This window comes from Aminobacter ciceronei (assembly GCF_014138625.1).
GTDB lineage: Bacteria > Pseudomonadota > Alphaproteobacteria > Rhizobiales > Rhizobiaceae > Aminobacter > Aminobacter ciceronei.
Genome location: NZ_JACJHY010000021.1, coordinates 92,866 through 110,023, shown reverse-complemented (window position 1 = coordinate 110,023; position 17,158 = coordinate 92,866). Strand labels below are relative to the sequence as shown.

Sequence of the window (17,158 nt, the reverse complement as noted above, 5' to 3'; positions counted from 1 at the left end):
TCGCATCATGCATGCGGACGTATGTCGTTCTGAACCGCCTGGTTTCGACAGATTCAGAGAAAACGTTGCGCCAGCGATGACGGTTGCGTCAGAGACCTACGCGGTCGATGTAGGGCGAATCGACGGGCTGTCTAAGCCCATGTTCATTTCTTGGCCTTCGGTCGGCTGGAATGTACCGCGATCTTCGCGAAGGATCTTCGCCGCAGCGAGTGGTAACGGGCGAGCTCAAAAGCAAAATGGGCGACGGCAAACGCCACCGCCCCTGTCGCAAACCGTGTGACTGTTTTGCACGCCGTTACGCCGCTTCCGGAACGCCCATGTCGAAGATGGCCCGGTTGCGGCCACGGCGCTTGGCCTCATAGAGGCGCTTGTCGGCGTTGCGCATGAGTTCGGAAACATTTGCTTCCGCTTCGCAGTCGGTGCCGCCAATGCTTACCGTCAGCGGCACGGCACGCTCGTCGCTTGGCTGGAAGCGTAGTGCCTCGACCTCGCTGCGAATGCGTTCAGCCACCAGCTTGGCTTCGTCAACCGTCGCGCCGACGAGGAAGGCGCCAAACTCCTCGCCGCCGATGCGGCCAAGGATGTCGCCGCCGCGCACGCCACGGGTGATGGCGGCAGCGATCTGCAGCAACGCCTGGTCGCCAGTCAGGTGGCCGAAACTGTCATTGATCTGCTTGAAGTGGTCGGCGTCGATGATCAGCAGCGCGCCGCGATCGCTCTTGCGCCTGCTGCCGTCGAGCGCGGCAAAGAAGTTCTCGCGGTTGAGCATGCCTGTCATCTCGTCGCGGCTCGCCTTTTCCGACAGGCGGCGATGGGCGGCGGCGAGTTGAGCGTGGGCCCGTGTCAGGTCTTCATGGGCAAGCTTGAGCTTCCTCTCCTGCATGAAGGTGAAGAAACCCAGCGGAGGCGCAATGAACAGTGGGCACAGCAAGCACATCAGCCAGGCGATGGCGCCAACTGTTCCTCCCAGCGCCGGCACGATCGTCAAGACCAGTGCAAGCGAACCCAAGATTGAAATCAAGGTCACAGCGGCTGTTTTAAGAACGACGATTTTCATTTCGACTCCCTGCCGGCTTTGGAATGCCAGCATCAACTGAAGGTCATCTTTCATCGGTAGTTAAAATTTGACCCACCATGTTGAATCTGGTGTCCAACGAATTTTGGCCATTGTCGAGAGCCAGACTGGCCTTATGCAGGTGCTTCCAAAATTCTCGAACCGTGGCATAAGGGCGGCATGACCGACACACCCGATCCCGCTCGCTTCGACCACGTCACCGACTGGGTCTTCGACCTCGACAACACGCTGTATCCGCACCACTCGAATCTGTTTTCGCAGATCGACGTGAAGATGACCGGCTATGTCGCGGAGCTTCTGACCTTGTCGCGCGAGGATGCGCGCAAGCTCCAGAAGGAGCTCTATCTGGAGTACGGCACGACGCTGAACGGGCTGATGCAGCGTCACGGCATCGACCCCGACGCGTTCCTCGAACACGTCCACGACATCGACTATTCCTGGCTTGTGCCGGACCCGGTGCTGGGTGCCGCCATCCGCCAATTGCCGGGCCGCAAGTTCATCTTCACCAACGGCAACCGCAGCCATGCCGAGCGCACCGCGCGCCAGCTCGGCATCCTCGACCATTTCGACGACATCTTCGACATCGTCGCCGCAGGGCTTACGCCCAAGCCGGCGCGCCAGCCCTACGAGACCTTCGCCGCCTTGCACAAGGTGACAGGCGCCAACGCTGTCATGTTCGAGGACCTGGCGCGTAACCTGTCGGTGCCGAAGTCGCTCGGCATGACCACGGTCTTGATCGTGCCGCGCAATTTCGAGCCGACCTTCTCCGAGATCTGGGAAAGCGATCCGACCCATGAGGACGACGTCGACTACGTCACCGACGATCTCGCAAGCTTCCTGACCACCATCGTCGAGGCCAACGCCGCTTGAGCCGTTTTACCTCCGTCGAGGCGCGGATCGATGCAGCGGCCCATGCCGTTCTCGACCGCCTGCCCGCCGGAGGCCTCTCTGGCGCGGTCGTCGAATTCCTCGTCTTCGGGCTGAAACAGGCCTGGGCCTGTCTGTTCGGCGGTGCCATGCTGGGGCTGATCATGGCAACCAAGCTGTGGTGGCCGGACGGCGGCGCCCTTGCCCGCTACGACTTCCTGTTCCTCTCGGCCGTCGCCATCCAGCTGGCGATGCTGGCGCTCAAGCTGGAAAAGCCGTCGGAAGCCAAGGTTATCCTGATCTTCCACATCGTCGGCACGGCCATGGAGGTATTCAAGACACAGGCAGGTTCCTGGGCCTACCCGGAAGACAGCCTGTTCCGCATCGGCGCGGTCCCGTTGTTTTCGGGCTTCATGTATGCGGCCGTCGGCTCCTACCTCGCCCGCGTCAGCCGCATCTTCGACATGCGCTACACGCATTATCCTCCGTTATGGGCAACGATGCTTCTGTGCGCGGCGATCTACGTCAACTTCTTCGCCCACCACTTCGTCATCGATATCCGCTACGGACTGTTTGCCGTCACAGCACTGCTCTATTTCCGCACCGTCGTGCACTACCGCGTCTTCCGCTTCCGCCACCGCATGCCGCTTTTGCTCGGCTTCCTGCTGGTTTCGCTGTTCATCTGGTTTGCCGAGAACATCGGCACTTGGTCGCGCGCCTGGATCTATCCCGGCCAGCACGATGGCTGGACGCCGGTCTCGATCCAGAAGCTCGGCGCCTGGTATCTGCTGATGATCATCTCCTTCGTGCTGGTGACGCTCGTCCACCGGCCGCTGCCGGTGGACGCCGGCTCAAAGGCTGTAGAATCTGGCGATGATGTCCCAGGCCTCGTCGGCGGTGTCGACAAAGTCGATGATGTCCTGGTCGCCGGGCGTGATCGTGCCCTGATCGGCGAGGAAATCGAGGTCGATCGCCCGCTCCCAGAATGACTTGCCGAACAGGATGACTGGCACCCGCTCCATACGCCCCGTCTGGATCAGCGTCAGCGTTTCGAAGAACTCGTCCATCGTGCCGAAGCCGCCGGGGAACACGGCGACCGCCTTGGCGCGCATGACGAAGTGCATCTTGCGGATGGCGAAATAGTGGAAATTGAAGCACAGCTCCGGCGTCACATAGGGGTTGGGCGCCTGCTCGTGCGGCAAGACGATGTTGAGGCCGATCGAGGGGGCTCCGACGTCGTCGGCACCGCGGTTGCCGGCTTCCATAACGCCCGGCCCGCCGCCGGTGACGACGACGAACTCGCGATAGTAGGACGCGGCCGAATGCTGCGAGCACAGGCGGGCAAACTTGCGCGCCTCGTCATAATATCTGCTGTTGGCCTCGAGGTTCTTGCGCTGCGTCTCGTTCTTGGCAGCCCAGGCCTCGCCGCCCGGCTCCGGAATGCGCGCACCACCAAACAGGATGACCGTCGAACGTATGCCGCGCTCGGCGAGGATCATCTCGGTCTTGAGCAGTTCGAGCTGCAGCCGCACCGGGCGCAGGTCGCGCTGGGTCATGAAGTCTTCATCATTCCAGGCAAGCCTGTATGTCGAGGCGCGCGTCTGCGGCGTGTCGGGCACACTCTTGGAACGCTCGAGATCCTCGTCGGAGTGCGGCAGCGGCGTCCAGCCAGCCTTGTCCATTGGATTCATTATATGCTCGACCTCAAATTTCGTTGCCCGCGACATTCCGCGGCGTCACCGCGATTGACCCCCAGATAAGCCTGAAATAGGGTCCGCGCGATTTTATGCCAGCTTAGAAGCCTTAACCTTAACGGCCCGTAACGGAGATGTTTATGTCGAAGCCCGATCTCGCCAGCCTGGAAAAGACAATTGATCGGGCGTTCGAGGAACGCGACGGCATTTCGACGTCGACCCGCGGCGAAATCCGCGACGCCATCGAGACCGCACTCGACCTTTTGGACAAGGGTACGGCCCGTGTCGCCCAGCGCCAGGACGACGGCAAGTGGCAGGTCAACCAGTGGCTCAAGAAGGCGGTGCTGCTGTCCTTCCGCCTCAACCCGATGGAGCTGATCTCGGGCGCGCCCGGCGGCGGCTCGTGGTGGGACAAGGTGCCGTCCAAGTTTGACGGCTGGGGTGCTGTCGACTTCGAAAAGGCCGGCTTCCGCGCCGTGCCTTCAGCCGTCGTGCGCAAGTCGGCCTTCGTCGCTCCGGGAGCCGTTTTGATGCCGTCCTTCGTCAATGTCGGCGCCTATGTCGACACCGGCACCATGGTCGACACCTGGGCCTCGGTCGGCTCCTGCGCCCAGATCGGCAAGAACGTGCACCTGTCCGGCGGCGTCGGCATCGGTGGCGTGCTCGAGCCGATGCAGGCCGGCCCGACCATCATCGAGGACAACTGCTTCATCGGCGCGCGCTCGGAGGTCGTCGAGGGCTGCATCGTGCGCGAAGGCTCGGTGCTCGGCATGGGCGTGTTCATCGGCCAGTCGACCAAGATCGTCGACCGCGCCACCGGCGAAGTGTTCTACGGCGAAGTGCCGGCCAATTCGGTCGTCGTCGCCGGCTCGCTGCCGGGCAAGCCGTTGCCGAACGGCGATGCCGGCCCAAGCCTCTACTGCGCCGTCATCGTCAAGCGCGTCGACGCCAAGACCCGGTCCAAGACCTCGATCAACGAACTGCTGCGCGATTGATCTTTCACTGAAACCGAAGCAACTTCGACCGGCGCACGAGAAATGTGCGCCGGTTGGCTTCGGAGGGGTGAAATGGACTGGAAGTATCTTCTGACCAGCTTCGATGGTCGTATCAACCGGGCCAAGTTCTGGGCCGGCATCGGCGTGATGATCGTCGTCAGCATCGTCGCCAACCTGCTCGACATGATGCTCGGCCTCGACATCGGCAACTCAGGCGCCGGCGTCATCTCCATCATCGTCACCATCGGCATGATCTATTTCGCACTGGCAATCTATGCCAAACGCTGGCATGACCGCGACAAGTCGGGCTGGTGGAGCCTGATCGCACTCGTGCCCGTCATCGGCGCCATCTGGATCCTGGTCGAACTCGGCATCCTCGAAGGCACCAGGGGCGCCAACCAATTCGGACCGGATCCGCTTGCCTAACAACGTCGATTTCTTCTGGTTGTTCTTTCGCTTTTCGGGCCGCGTCAACCGCGCGGCCTACCTGCTCGGCTTCCTGTTCATGCTGGTGGTGATGTCGTTCCCGCTCTACCAGTTCATGCGTGTGCACCCCGAAAGCGGTGCGGCGCAGGTCTGGTCGATGCTGTTCGGCGCAACCTTCCTGACCTTCCTGTGGGCGCATATCGCCTTCAGCGTCAAACGCCTGCATGACTTCGACAAACCCGGCCTGTTTGCGGTCGCGCTGTTCATCCCGGTGGTGTCGATCTTTGCCTTCATCGCGCTGTGCTTCTTCCCCGGCACGCCGGGCCCGAACCAGTTCGGTAACACCACCAACGCGCCGAAGTAACCGCGCAAAAAGGCCCGGGTTCGATGTCTTACAGAACGCTCGACCCGGCCAAGATCATCGCAACAGCCGAGACGTTGAGCCAGCGCGTGAGCGAACGGTTCCCCGATGCCGGCCTGTCCCGCGTCAGCCAGGAGCTTGTCCGCCTGGCACGCGACCTCGCCGCTTCGGCCAAGGCGCTGGAGCAGCCGATCTGGTGGCTGCGCATCCTGATCGGGCTTGCCATCGCGTCGGGCGCCGGCATCTTCCTGTTCATCGGCACGATCCTGTCCTTCGACCGCATCTCGACCGGCGCGTTCGATTTCGTGCAAGGCATCGAGGCCTCGCTCAACACGCTGATCCTCGCTGGGCTCGGTTTCCTCGCGCTGATCCGCGTCGAGGAACACATCAAGCGCAAGCGCACGTTCAGGCAACTGCACGGGCTGCGCTCGCTGATCCACGTCATCGACATGCACCAGCTGACCAAGGATCCGGCAACGCTGTCTGAAAGCTTCAGCCCGACCCCGCATTCGCCGGCACGCATCACCAAGTCGGCGGACCTTGCGCGTTATCTCGACTATTGCTCCGAAATGCTGTCGCTGACCGGCAAGCTGGCCGCCCTTTTCGCGCAATCGGTCAATGACGACGTCGTGCTGAAGGCGGTCAACGACATCGAGGAGCTCGGCTCGAACCTGTCGCGCAAGATCTGGCAGAAGATCACGATGATCGAAACAGCCCGGCGCTAGCTGCCGGCAACCTGCTCCGGCTTCAGCCTGGGCGACCCCTTGCCCCTGGCTTCCGCGTCGCGCACCAGGGCGACGATGCGCTCGGTCAGCGTGGCCGGGGTGCCGGCTTTTCGCGCGAGCCCGAGGATGGTGCCCTGAAGCGCATCGATCTCGGTCCCGCGCCGCCGTTGCAGGTCCTCCCACATCGACGAGCGCGCCGTCGGGTCGATGGCCAGCATGCGCCTGGCCAGGCGCAGGAACAGCCAGTCGGGCAGGCGCAGTACCGTCGGCAACAATGCGGGCGGCACTGCCGCTGCCTTTGCGGGAACGATGCCATTCGCCTTCATCGCCGCCAGCGCCTCGTCGATCTGCCCGGCGAGGATGCGGCGCCAGCTGGCGTCCGCCAGTTGTGCCGCCAGCGGCAATCCGGACAGCGCGACAAGCGCATTGTTGAGGTTCATCAAAAGCTTACCCCACTGGACGGCCGGCATGTCGGTGTGGGTGGCGACCGCAAAGCCCTCGACGTCGAGCAGCTCGCGCAGACGCTCGTCTCCGGCCTCGATCAGCACAGTCCCGGCACTGGCGCGGTGGACACGGAGCGGCAGCTCGCCTTCGGCCGACTGGACGACGTTGAACGGTACCATTCCGGCCACCACCCGGCGCCGGCCGAGCGCTGCGCGCAGCTTGGCTGCGTTGTCGATGCCGTTCTGCAAACTGACGACGACGGCACTTTCCGGCGCATGCCGGGCGACAAGCTCGGCCATGGCGGCTGTGTCGCCGCTCTTGACGGCAACCAGCACGACATCGGCGTGGGACAGCACCGAGGGGTCGATCGTGACTGCGATGGCGCCGGCGGCAAGCAGGCGGTCGAAGCCGTCGATGTCGCTGACCCGCAGGCCGCCGGCCTTGATCGCGGCAGTGACGCGAGGCCGCGCCAACAGGCTCACGTCGCGCCCGGCCAGCGCCAGGCACGCCCCGGCGTGGCAGCCGATGCTGCCGGCACCAGCGACGACGATCATCCGATGATCCTTGGCCATGCGCCCTCCCGAAGTCCACTATAAGCGACAGCAGACCCGGCGTGGCAATGCCTGCCAGACCGGGGAGCATGGCATCATGGCGGTCGCCGGCAGGGAGCCGACCTGCGCCTCAGGCCGATTTTCTGATGTTGCTTGCAGCAATCGTCCGGTTGCGGCCGCCGGCTTTCGCCTCCAGCAGGGCCGCGTCGGCACGCGTCACAAGTGTCTCGACCGAACCGCCCGCCGGGGACACCGCCACGCCGACGGAGACGGAGACGGCGCCGAGACGCTGGCCGGCATAAGAGAGTGCGAAGCCGCCGATCTTGTCGCGCAGCATGTCGGCAAGCACCATCGCGTCCGCCTCGCCGAAGGACGGCAGAAGGGCGGTGAATTCCTCGCCGCCGAAGCGGAAAGCATCGCCGGACGACGCACAGGCTTCGCGCAGCGACTGCCTGACGAATTGCATGACGAGGTCGCCGGCGTCATGGCCGAACTGATCGTTGAAGCGCTTGAAATGGTCGATGTCGATCATCAGGCAGGCGAGCGGCTCGTCCCGGTGGTCCCGGGCGTGCCGCCGCAGCGTCTCGTCGAGGAACCGACGATTGAACAGGCCGGTGAGCGGATCGCTCACCGCAAGTGCCGTCAGCTTTGCCTGCAATTGCAGATTGGCAATGGCAAGGCCGACATTCTCGGCAATGAGTTCGAGGTAAAGCCGCGGCCCTGCCGGCTCGAGCGCGCCATCGACGCGCTCTTCGAGATAGAGCAGCCCGATCATGTCGCCCTGGGCCGTCAGGGGCACGCAGAGCGTCGCGACGCCAGGCGGATCCACGTGCTGGCAGGGAACGTCGGCGCCGCTGCCGCCGCTGTGATGAGTACGGCCGCGCCGCAGACCCCAGCAGGCCGTGGCCGGGAACTCCGCCGCGGAGTGATCCGGATCGAGCCAGAGGCCGACACGTGCCAGCGCTGTCTTGCCTTCGTTGAGGACATAGAGGCCGCCGGCAAGGTCGGGGAAAATCTGTGGCGCGAAGCGCACGACCACGTCCGTCAGCTCCAACTGGTCACGGCATGCCTGCACGCGGTGCATCATCTGGAGGATGAGGTCTTTCATATGCTGGTCGGCACGCCGTTCGGCGTCGAGTTTTTCACGCTCGATCAGGTTCGTGCGGAAGCCCTCGATGGCATCGCTCATCTCGCCGATTTCGTCGGCCCGACGATTGACCGGAACCTCGACGCTGTAGTCCTGCTTGGCCAGCCGGCTGACGATCCCGGTCATGTGGCGCAACGGCGTCGCTACCCGGCGGCTGAGAACGAAATAGAGCACGGCCACGAACAGCGCCCCCGTGGTCGCCAGCATGACCTTGGCGACAAGGCTCCACCAGTTGCTGCGGTCGCGAGCCGCATCGAGTGCCGCAGTCGTGCGCGCTGCGGTCAGGTCGCGGAAATGGGTGACCGTCTGAAGCAGCGCATTCTGGACCCGTTCGTGTTCGGCGCCGAAAAGAGCTTCCTGCGCGGTCGTCTTGTCGCCGTTCTGATAGGCCGTTATGGCGGCTGCCTCGAGCTTGTCCAGCTCGTCCGCGTGAGCATTGATCGCACGCAGCGCCGCAGCTTCTGCCGGCGCGGGATCGCGGGCCGCCAGGTCCGACGCAACGGTCTCCAGCCGCCGTTCCGCAGCCTCTTGCACGCGAAACGCCTGGAGATGGCGCACCTCACCGCGCATCACGTAAAGCCTCGCTTCGTCGCTGCGCATTTCCGCACCAAGGGCAAGATCTTCGGCCAGCGTGTCGAGCGTGAGATGCTCCTCGGCCGCAGCGCGCTCCTGGAGGGCGCTGTTGGACGACAGGATGAACGAAACGCCGGAAAGCGCCGTCAGGACGACAGTGATGCCGTAGGCCCAGTGGGTGATCGTGGCAATTCTCATGCCGCGACAATGCCAGCAGCTGATTGCAGGAGACTTAAGGACCGACTTAAAAATCGTAGGTGACGTCGTCTCACCCGTTGCCGCGTTCAATCTCGACATCGACGCTTGCCCGTTGCGGCGCTCGTGACCAGGGCCGCGCCTGATCGCCCCACGCTTTTGCGAAGCTGGAGGCCGATGTCGCTGGTACAAACGACCGTCGTGACAGGAACCGGCGATTCGATTATCGCTGTCGCCATGAAACTGCCGACAGATCCCGCCGAAAACCTCGCCGCCCTCATCCGCTGCCCGTCGGTTACGCCGACCGAAGGCGGTGCGCTGTCCGCACTTGAGACCATGCTGAAGCCGCTCGGCTTCGCCGTCGACCGCCCGACCTTTTCCGAGGACGGCACGCCTGACGTCGAGAACCTCTATGCCCGCCGCTCGGGCAACGGGCCGCATCTGATGTTTGCCGGCCATACCGACGTGGTGCCGATCGGCGACGAGGCGGCGTGGAAGCATCCGCCGTTTTCGGCAGCCATCGACAATGGCGAAATGTATGGCCGCGGCGCCGTCGACATGAAGGGCGGCATCGCTTGCTTCATCGCCGCCGTCGCCCGCCACGTCGAAGCCCATGGCGGCCCGAAAGGTTCGATTTCGCTGCTGATCACCGGCGACGAGGAAGGCCCGTCGATCAACGGCACGGTCAAGCTGCTCGAATGGGCGGCCTCGCGCGGCGAAAAGTGGGACGCATCGCTGGTCGGCGAGCCGACCAACCCCGATGCGCTCGGCGACATGATCAAGATCGGCCGCCGGGGTTCGATCTCGGCCACCATCACCGTCAACGGCAGGCAAGGCCACGCCGCCTATCCGCATCTCGCCGACAACCCGGTGCGCGGGCTGATGACCCTGGTCGATGCGCTGCTCAACCCGGTCTTCGACAAGGGCACCAAGGATTTCCAGCCATCGAACCTGGAGGTCACCACCTTCGACGTCGGCAATCCGGCGACGAACGTCATTCCGGCCAAGGCTACCGCCAGCTTCAACATCCGCTTCAACGACAGCTGGACGGCCGAGACGCTGCAGGCCGAGATCCATAACCGGTTGGACAAGGCGAGCGGGCGCAAGAAGTACCGCAAGGGCCGCAAGGAGCCGGTCGAGTTCGAGCTCGTCTGGCGCGACCGGCCGAGCCACGTCTTCCTGACCCGCAACGACAAGCTGATCGATGCGCTTGCCGGCTCCATCAAGCGCGTCACCGGACGCAAGCCCAAACTATCGACGACGGGCGGCACCTCCGATGCACGCTTCATCAAGGACTACTGCCCGGTCGTCGAGTTCGGGCTCGTCGGCAAGACCATGCACATGGTCGACGAGCGCGTGCCGCTTGCCGAGCTCAAACAGCTGACACAGGTCTACCAGCAGTTCCTCGCAGACTGGTTCGGATGACGAATGGCCCTGATGCTGGCAAGCGATGAAATCGAGCAGAATCTGGCGGGCGCCTGGCGGCTGATGCTGGGCAAGGCCGACGGCCTGCGCCAGCTCGATCTCAGCGCCGACGGCTTCTGGAATTCGTTCTTCGCAATCCTGGTTGCCGTTCCCGCCCTCGTTGTCGGCTGGGCCGGGGTGTCCAATGACGTCGCGCTGGAGACGGCGACGTTCGCCAGCCGCTTCGGGATCGTCGTCCGACTGGCGATGGTCGACATCGGCGCCTGGGTCTTGCCGCTCATCGTGCTGGCACTGGTGGCGCCACGCGTCGGCATCGGCGACCGTTTCGTCCATTACGTCGTCGCCAGCAACTGGACGTCCGCGATCATCGCCTGGCTGATGCTGCCGGCAGCGCTCGCCCGCATGCTGTTTCCGGCGGCTGACAACGTTGTTTCGCTGCTGTCGTTGGCGGTGTTCGCACTCGCGATGGTGTTCACCTGGCGCATGACCAACGCCACCATCGGCAAGGGTGCGGCGATCGGGTCGGCCGTCTTCGCCGGCATGTTCTTCGTGTCGCTGCTGGTGCTGTTTGCGCTGCAGGCCCTGTTCGGCATCCAGTTGCCGGCCTGAACGCCCCGCGCCCGCAGCTCAACGCCAGGCAGCAGCGGCAGCACCTAGCATCAGTACGGCCGCAACGACTGCCGAAGCGGCAAAGCCGTAATTGGCGTAGAGCGGACCGAAGGCGGTGGTGCCGACCGACACGGCAAGATAGGTCACCGCGCTGTTCAGCCCCATGATGGTTCCACGCCTGCTAGGGTCGAGCGCGGACAGGCGCATGACCAGCACGTTCAAGCCGAAATGGTTGCCCAAGCCCCACAAGGCCATGGTGGCGATCAGGATGGTGAAAGTGCCGGCGACTGCCGCGATGAGCACATAGATTGCTGCCACGCCGAGATAGGCTATCGGCATGACGCGCCGGGCGCCGAGGCGGTCGACAATGCCGTCCAGCAGTGCGGCGGCACCGAAACCGATGCCGTAGGAAATGGCGGCGAGGCCATTGGCGCTGACCGGCCGGCCGAGCGCCTGATGCAGATGATCGCCGAGATAGCCATAGACGCCGTAAAACGCCGTCATGAAGGCGCCACAGGCGATCAACAACGGGACGATGCCGGGCGTCGCCAGCGCTCCCAGCGGCGCTGGAGCGACACCGCCGGCCGGCTTGTCGTCGGCCGACATCGCCGAAATCGCTGCCAGCGCAATGGCAGAAAGCAGCGCCACCGCGCCGAATACCGCGCGCCAGTGAACGAGGTCGGCGAGCACGGCAGACATCGACACGCCGGCGACCATCGACAGCGTCCAGCCGGTCAGCACGACGCCGATGGTTCCGCTTTCGCGGCCGGGTGGAGCAACGGCCGCGGCGCTGGCATAGATCGCCGGTAGGGCTATTCCGGCCGCGATGCCGGCCAGCAATTGCGCTGCGACCAGCACAATGACCTGGGGTGCCGCGGCACTGGCCAAAAGGGCTACGGCCAGCAACGCCAGCGCCCGCTGCAACATGCGCTTGGCGCCGAAGCGGTCGATGTAGCGGGCAAGGAAGAGGGCACTTGCCGCGGTGCCCAACCCGAAGGCTGAGGCCGCCGTCATGACCACCGGCACGGAACTGCCGAAGCCTGCCGCAACCTCGGGCGCGATCGGGCCGAGGACCAGCGAATTGGAACCGATGACGGCAATGCAGCCGGTCAATAGATAGGCAGCCCGGGGAATGCGGGCCACGGGTTCGGCAGCAGCGGGAAGTGTTTGATCAACGTTCGACATTGGCGCATATTCTCCGAATGATGTTCGGCTTCAACGGAGAATTTCCGGATGGATGAAGAAACAGACGGCATTCGGCAGAACCGCCTGCCGGAGCGCTCGATCGATACCGCCGACCGAAGGCTGTTAGGCGTGCTGGTCGAGGACGCGACGGTCTCCTACGCCGAACTGGGCGAAAAGGCAGGCCTGTCGGCGCCGGCGGCGCATGAGCGGGTCAAGCGCATGCGCCGGTCCGGTGCCATCCGCCAGACCGTGGCCATGGCCGATCCGAGGTCTGTCGGCAAGCCGCTGCTGGCCTTCGTCCATGTCGACACCAGGGGTTGGGGCAAGACGCCGGAACTGATGGCGGTCTCGTCGTTTCCGGAGGTCGAGGAAATCCACACGGTTGCCGGCGACGCCTGCATCCTGCTCAAGGTGCGGACCGAGGACACGCGCGCGCTGGAGGGGCTGCTCGCCCGCATCTACGACACGCCAGGCGTGACCTCGACGCGCAGCTATGTCGTGCTGTCGACCTATCTCGAACGGCCTGTACAGCCCGGGATCACCCAGGACTGGCCGGCGCCGAAGCTCGGAACCAATCCGATCTACTGAAGCAATTCAAGGACAAGTGCGCCGCGGCTTTCCGCCCCAAGCAGCGCAACTCTGGAGATCAATAATCGACGCCGCTGAGATAGAGCCCGTCGGGCGGCGCGACCTGGCCGCAGGCGGCGCGGTTGCGTGCGTCGAGGGCTGCCTTGAGGTCGTCGGCAGTCCAGCCGCCCTCGCCGACGCGTTTCAGGCTGCCGACCATCGAGCGGACCTGATTGTGAAGGAACGAGCGCGCCGACGTCCTGACTTCGATCATGTCGCCGCTGCGCGTCACGTCGAGTTGGGCAAGCGTCCTGAGCGGGCTGTTCGCCTGGCACTGCGTCGAGCGGAAGGTGGTGAAATCATGCCGGCCGAGCAGGAGCTTGGCGGCGTCCGCCATCGCCTCGTGGTCGAGGCGCTTGGGCACCCACCAGACCTTGCCACGCTCGAGCGCTGCCGGCGCGCGTCGGTTGAGAATACGGTAGATATAGTGCCGCCCGGTGGCGGAGAAGCGGGCATCGAACTCGTCAGGCACTTGCCGGGCGGCGATGATGGCGACGGTTTCGCCGGCCATCTGCAGATGCGCGTTGACGGCGTCGCGCACCTTGTCGTCGGCCCAGGCCTTGGTCAGGTCGGCATGAGCGACCTGAGCCGTGGCATGCACGCCCGCATCGGTGCGGCCGGCGCCGCGCAGCGAGATTTCGTCGCCCGAGAACTTCAGGATCGCCTGCTCGATCGCCGCCTGCACGGTGTGCAGGCCAGCCTGCCGCTGCCACCCGGCATAGGCGCGACCATCATATTCCAGATCAAGGCGATAGCGCGGCATGTGCAGTCAAAGCTCCGGCCGCTTTACGCGGCAAGAGCAGTACCGAAGGCCGAGGCATAGACCAGCTTGCCCGTCTCGGGCGCCTCGCCCCAGGCCAGGGCCTGCAGCGCGTCGCACTGGTAGTCGCTCTCGAACCCTGCTGCACGCTCGTGGCTGTAGCCGAAGCGGCCATAATAGGCCGGATCGCCAAGCACCACGGCGATCGTCTCGCCGGCATCCTTGAGCCGGATGTGGGCTTCGCGGACCAGCGCGCCACCGATGCCGGTGCCGTGGAAATCGGGCTCGACCGCCAGCGGGGCGAGCGCCACCGCCGGAACCGTCTTGCCGCCGTTCTGGATGTAAAGCCTGGAAAACAGGATGTGGCCAACCACATCGCCATCCTCTTCAGCCACCAGTTCGACGACCGCATCGCCTTCGGCAACCAGCGCATCGACGAGACCAGCCTCGGCCTGCTGCCCGAAGGCGTGTTCTTCTACGAGGCGGATCGCCTCGCGGTCGCGGGGCGTAGCTGCCCTAATCGACATCATGCTCATGACAACTTCATTCCTTTTTCGATCTTGGCACCGCGCAGGAATTCATCCGCGGTGACGGGTTTTCCTCCCGCCCTTTGTACCTCGACCAACCTCACGGCAGCGTCGCCGCAGGCAATCTCCAACCGGTCGTCGAGAACCGTTCCCGGCTCTCCTTGTCCAGCGGCGCGTTGCGAGCGCAGTATTTTCAAGCGCTCGGTTCGTCCGCCGATTTCGATTTCGCACCATGCGCCGGGGAATGGCGATAGGCCGCGGATATTGTTGTCGACCGCCGTCGCCGGCAAGGTCCAATCGATCCGCGTCTCCGCTTTATCGATTTTTTTGGCGTAGGTCACGCCTTCCGATGGCTGCGGCACCGTTTCCAGCTTGCCCGCTTCGAGCTCTGCGAGAGCGTCCACCATCAGCAAAGCGCCTGCCGCCATCAGGCGATCGTGCAGCTCACCGGCCGTCATGTCGGGTCCAATCGCGACTTTTTCAAGTCGAGCCACCGGTCCGGTGTCCAATCCCTCTTCCATCCGCATGACCATCATGCCGGTTTCCGCATCGCCCGCCATGATGGCGCGCTGGATCGGAGCCGCCCCGCGCCAGCGCGGCAGCAGCGAGGCATGGCCGTTGTAGCAGCCAAGCCGCGTGCCCTGAAGAATGGCCTTGGGTAGCAGCAAACCGTATGCAACGACCACTGCGACGTCGGCCTTAAGCTGGGCAAAGGCCGCCTGTTCGGCCTCCCCCTTCAGCGACAGCGGCGTGCGCACCTCGATGCCCAGCCGCTCGGCCTCGCGCTGCACCGGCGACGGCGTCAGCTCCAGCCCGCGGCGCCCTGCGGCGCGCGGCGGCTGCGAATAGACGGCAACGACCTCGTGGCCGGCTTCTGATATCGCACGCAGCGTCGGCACGGAAAAATCCGGCGTGCCCATGAAGATGACGCGAAGGCTCATTCTGTTCCGGCTATCCCGCACAGCCCCGGACGGCGCCGGCCGACCGTTCAGGCCATCGCTTCAAACGGGTTTACGAGCTTCAGGTCAAGCCCGTCGAAGTCTCCGGTCGGCCAGGCTCTCACCCCACCATGCGGCTCGGCGGACGGTCCTTGGCAAGCTTCTTGAACTTCTTCATCACCATGTCGCGCTTGAGCTTGGAGATGTAGTCGATGAACAGCACGCCATCGAGATGGTCGATCTCGTGCTGCAGGCAGGTGGCCAGCAGACCGTCGGCCTCGACTTCCTGCTCCTTGGCGTTCTCGTCGAGATATTTGACCCGCACCTTGGCCGGGCGCTCGACCTCGGCGTAATAGTCCGGGATCGAGAGGCAGCCTTCCTCATAGATCGAGCGATCGTCGCTACGCGAGACGATCTCGGGATTGATGACCGTCATCGGCGCCGGCTCTTCGCCTTCCTTGGCAAGGTCGATCACCAGCATGCGCAGCGGCTCGCCGACCTGGATGGCGGCAAGGCCGATGCCCGGCGCGTCATACATGGTGTCGAGCATGTCGCGCGCGAACTTGCGGGTGGCGTCGTCGATGCGCTCGACCGGCTTGGAAACCAGGCGCAGGAGCGGATCGGGCAGGATGATGAGCGGCTTGATGGTCATGCGCATCAACTAGGATGTCAGGCGAAAACCGTCAACAGGGCTCGATCCAGGATGTTCCCGTTTTGATCTGAACCTTTTGTGCGAATCGGCTATGGTGCGCGCCATGAACGAGCTTTCCAGCATCCTGTCCGCCCCCATCGCCCAGCTTGGCGCCTCCGTGCTCACGCTCGGGCAGGCGCTGCTGTTTGCAGCCGTGCTGTTCGTCGCACTTGTCGTCGTCCTGATGGTGGCGCTGTGGCGCTCGGCCAAGGCGCGCGCGGTTGCAGCCGCCGAGGCCGCCGACCACGCCCGCGATGCCGAGGCCCGCATGGCGGGTATCCTGCAGGCGCAGGCGGAGATGCAGGGCCGGCTCGGCACGGTGGCCGAAATCTTCGGCTCGCGCCAGGCGGAGCTGACCCAATCGCTGAGCCAACGTCTCGACGCCATGACCGGCCGCCTTGGCCAGACAATGACCGAGCAGACCAAATCGACGCATGAGAGCCTGGCCAAGCTGCAGGAGCGGCTGGCGGTCATCGATACCGCACAAGGCAACATCCAGTCGCTTGCCGGCCAGGTGGTGCAACTGCAGGCGATCCTCTCCAACAAGCAGACGCGCGGCGCCTTCGGCCAGTCGCGCATGGAGACGATCGTCGCCGACGGCCTGCCGCTCGGCGCCTACGAATTCCAGGCGACGCTGTCGAACAACAACCGGCCGGACTGTCTTGTCAGGATGCCGAACGGCGCGCCGTCACTTGTCATCGACGCCAAGTTTCCGCTCGAGGCGTGGAACGCCATTCGCGCGGCAGCCGATACCGAAGGCGCGGTTGAAGCGCAGAAATATGCCGCCCAGGCCTTCCGGCGCGATCTCGAAGTCCACATCAAGGCGATCGCCGACAAGTACCTGATCTCGGGCGAGACCCAGGACACCGCCTTCATGTTCGTGCCCTCGGAATCGATCTTCGCCGAAATCCACGAGAACTTCGAATCGCTGGTGCAGCGTGCCCACCGCGCCCGCGTCGTCATCGTGTCGCCGTCACTGCTGATGCTGTCGATCCAGGTCATCCAGGCGATCCTCAAGGACGCCCGCATGCGCGAACAAGCGCACCTGATCCAGGGCGAGGTCATCCGCCTGATGGAAGATGTCGGCCGCCTCGACGAACGCGTGCGTAAACTCAAGACGCATTTCGATCAGTCGAGCAAGGACATCGACGACATCCTCGTATCGTCGTCCAAGGTCACCAAACGCGGCGAAAAGATCGAGGCGCTGGAATTCGGCACGGGCCATGCCGGCGAGGCGGAAGTTACGGCCAAGCCCCAGCCTCCGGGCGCCCGGGCTGCCGATTCCAAGACTGGGCAGCTCAGGCTGCGCGTCGTCGAGGAAAGCGACTAGCGCAGCAAAGCAC

At 64.4% G+C, this 17,158-nt stretch carries 18 protein-coding genes and 1 pseudogene; 10 read left to right on the top strand and 9 right to left on the bottom strand.

The window, feature by feature from the left end:
• Nucleotides 1–295: 295 nt before the first annotated feature.
• Nucleotides 296–1,057, bottom strand: coding sequence for a GGDEF domain-containing protein (locus HNQ95_RS20915; RefSeq protein WP_067967133.1), 762 nt, complete (start codon nt 1,055–1,057; stop codon nt 296–298).
• Between the two features lie 177 nt (nt 1,058–1,234).
• On the opposite strand from HNQ95_RS20915, the gene HNQ95_RS20910 reads away from it, so the two are divergent.
• Entirely contained in the window at nt 1,235–1,945 is a 711-nt protein-coding gene (locus HNQ95_RS20910) for a pyrimidine 5'-nucleotidase (RefSeq protein ID WP_067965631.1), read from the top strand.
• Nucleotides 1,942–2,790: pseudogene (locus HNQ95_RS20905) on the top strand (DUF817 domain-containing protein); the annotation flags it as partial. The gene HNQ95_RS20910 and the pseudogene HNQ95_RS20905, both read left to right, overlap by 4 nt.
• A gap of 3 nt (nt 2,791–2,793) precedes the next feature.
• On the opposite strand, the gene HNQ95_RS33995 reads toward HNQ95_RS20905, so the two are convergent.
• Nucleotides 2,794–3,633 carry an LOG family protein gene (locus HNQ95_RS33995; RefSeq protein ID WP_154385914.1) on the bottom strand — a complete coding sequence of 280 codons (840 nt, stop codon included), beginning with the start codon at nt 3,631–3,633 and terminating at the stop codon, nt 2,794–2,796.
• 143 nt (nt 3,634–3,776) lie between these two features.
• On the opposite strand from HNQ95_RS33995, the gene dapD reads away from it, so the two are divergent.
• The 4 genes from dapD to HNQ95_RS20880 all read left to right on the top strand — a co-directional run bounded on the left by dapD (nt 3,777) and on the right by HNQ95_RS20880 (nt 6,143).
• Entirely contained in the window at nt 3,777–4,631 is an 855-nt protein-coding gene (gene dapD / locus HNQ95_RS20895) for a 2,3,4,5-tetrahydropyridine-2,6-dicarboxylate N-succinyltransferase (protein ID WP_067965635.1), read from the top strand.
• Between the two features lie 72 nt (nt 4,632–4,703).
• Nucleotides 4,704–5,057: a DUF805 domain-containing protein gene (locus HNQ95_RS20890; RefSeq protein WP_067965636.1), complete on the top strand. Its 354-nt coding sequence runs from the start codon at nt 4,704–4,706 to the stop codon at nt 5,055–5,057.
• Nucleotides 5,050–5,421 (top strand): DUF805 domain-containing protein, encoded by a 372-nt coding sequence (locus HNQ95_RS20885; RefSeq protein WP_067965639.1) that lies wholly within the window; start codon nt 5,050–5,052, stop codon nt 5,419–5,421. Before HNQ95_RS20890 ends, HNQ95_RS20885 begins: the two co-directional genes overlap by 8 nt.
• Nucleotides 5,422–5,444: 23 nt before the next feature.
• On the top strand, nt 5,445–6,143 hold the full coding sequence (locus HNQ95_RS20880; RefSeq protein ID WP_154385915.1) for a hypothetical protein: 699 nt from the start codon (nt 5,445–5,447) through the stop codon (nt 6,141–6,143).
• On the opposite strand, the gene HNQ95_RS20875 is transcribed toward HNQ95_RS20880, so the two are convergent.
• Together HNQ95_RS20875 and HNQ95_RS20870 are read right to left on the bottom strand one after the other, a co-directional pair.
• Nucleotides 6,140–7,159, bottom strand: a complete 1,020-nt coding sequence (locus HNQ95_RS20875; protein ID WP_067965643.1) for a 2-dehydropantoate 2-reductase — start codon at nt 7,157–7,159, stop codon at nt 6,140–6,142. The genes HNQ95_RS20880 and HNQ95_RS20875 overlap by 4 nt on opposite strands.
• 109 nt (nt 7,160–7,268) lie before the next feature.
• The gene (locus HNQ95_RS20870) at nt 7,269–9,056 is read right to left on the bottom strand and encodes a diguanylate cyclase (RefSeq protein ID WP_182575139.1); all 1,788 of its coding nucleotides are present in this window, start codon (nt 9,054–9,056) and stop codon (nt 7,269–7,271) included.
• A 234-nt stretch (nt 9,057–9,290) separates the two neighbouring features.
• Here HNQ95_RS20870 and dapE point away from each other — a divergent pair, with 234 nt between their 5' ends.
• Nucleotides 9,291–10,478: a succinyl-diaminopimelate desuccinylase gene (gene dapE, locus HNQ95_RS20865; protein WP_154385960.1), complete on the top strand. Its 1,188-nt coding sequence runs from the start codon at nt 9,291–9,293 to the stop codon at nt 10,476–10,478.
• A 12-nt stretch (nt 10,479–10,490) separates the two neighbouring features.
• Complete coding sequence (locus HNQ95_RS20860; RefSeq protein ID WP_067967141.1) at nt 10,491–11,087, top strand: transporter; 597 nt, start codon at nt 10,491–10,493, stop codon at nt 11,085–11,087.
• 18 nt (nt 11,088–11,105) lie between these two features.
• Here the strand turns inward: HNQ95_RS20860 and HNQ95_RS20855 are convergent, their stop codons facing one another.
• Entirely contained in the window at nt 11,106–12,272 is a 1,167-nt protein-coding gene (locus HNQ95_RS20855; protein ID WP_067965647.1) for an MFS transporter, read from the bottom strand.
• A gap of 48 nt (nt 12,273–12,320) precedes the next feature.
• Between HNQ95_RS20855 and HNQ95_RS20850 the strand changes: the two genes are divergently transcribed.
• Nucleotides 12,321–12,860, top strand: coding sequence for an Lrp/AsnC family transcriptional regulator (locus HNQ95_RS20850; protein ID WP_067965650.1), 540 nt, complete (start codon nt 12,321–12,323; stop codon nt 12,858–12,860).
• Nucleotides 12,861–12,918: 58 nt separating this feature from the next.
• Here HNQ95_RS20850 and truA read toward each other — a convergent pair whose 3' ends face one another.
• The 4 genes from truA to def all read right to left on the bottom strand — a co-directional run bounded on the left by truA (nt 12,919) and on the right by def (nt 15,776).
• Nucleotides 12,919–13,662 (bottom strand): tRNA pseudouridine(38-40) synthase TruA, encoded by a 744-nt coding sequence (gene truA / locus HNQ95_RS20845; protein WP_067965652.1) that lies wholly within the window; start codon nt 13,660–13,662, stop codon nt 12,919–12,921.
• Nucleotides 13,663–13,685: 23 nt separating this feature from the next.
• Nucleotides 13,686–14,195, bottom strand: a complete 510-nt coding sequence (locus HNQ95_RS20840; protein WP_067965654.1) for a GNAT family N-acetyltransferase — start codon at nt 14,193–14,195, stop codon at nt 13,686–13,688.
• Nucleotides 14,192–15,127, bottom strand: a complete 936-nt coding sequence (gene fmt / locus HNQ95_RS20835; protein WP_154385917.1) for a methionyl-tRNA formyltransferase — start codon at nt 15,125–15,127, stop codon at nt 14,192–14,194. The genes HNQ95_RS20840 and fmt overlap by 4 nt, the downstream gene beginning before the upstream one ends.
• Before the next feature lie 118 nt (nt 15,128–15,245).
• Nucleotides 15,246–15,776 (bottom strand): peptide deformylase, encoded by a 531-nt coding sequence (gene def, locus HNQ95_RS20830; RefSeq protein WP_067967142.1) that lies wholly within the window; start codon nt 15,774–15,776, stop codon nt 15,246–15,248.
• 103 nt (nt 15,777–15,879) lie between these two features.
• Here def and HNQ95_RS20825 point away from each other — a divergent pair, with 103 nt between their 5' ends.
• Nucleotides 15,880–17,145: a DNA recombination protein RmuC gene (locus HNQ95_RS20825; RefSeq protein WP_067967144.1), complete on the top strand. Its 1,266-nt coding sequence runs from the start codon at nt 15,880–15,882 to the stop codon at nt 17,143–17,145.
• Nucleotides 17,146–17,158: the final 13 nt, after the last annotated feature.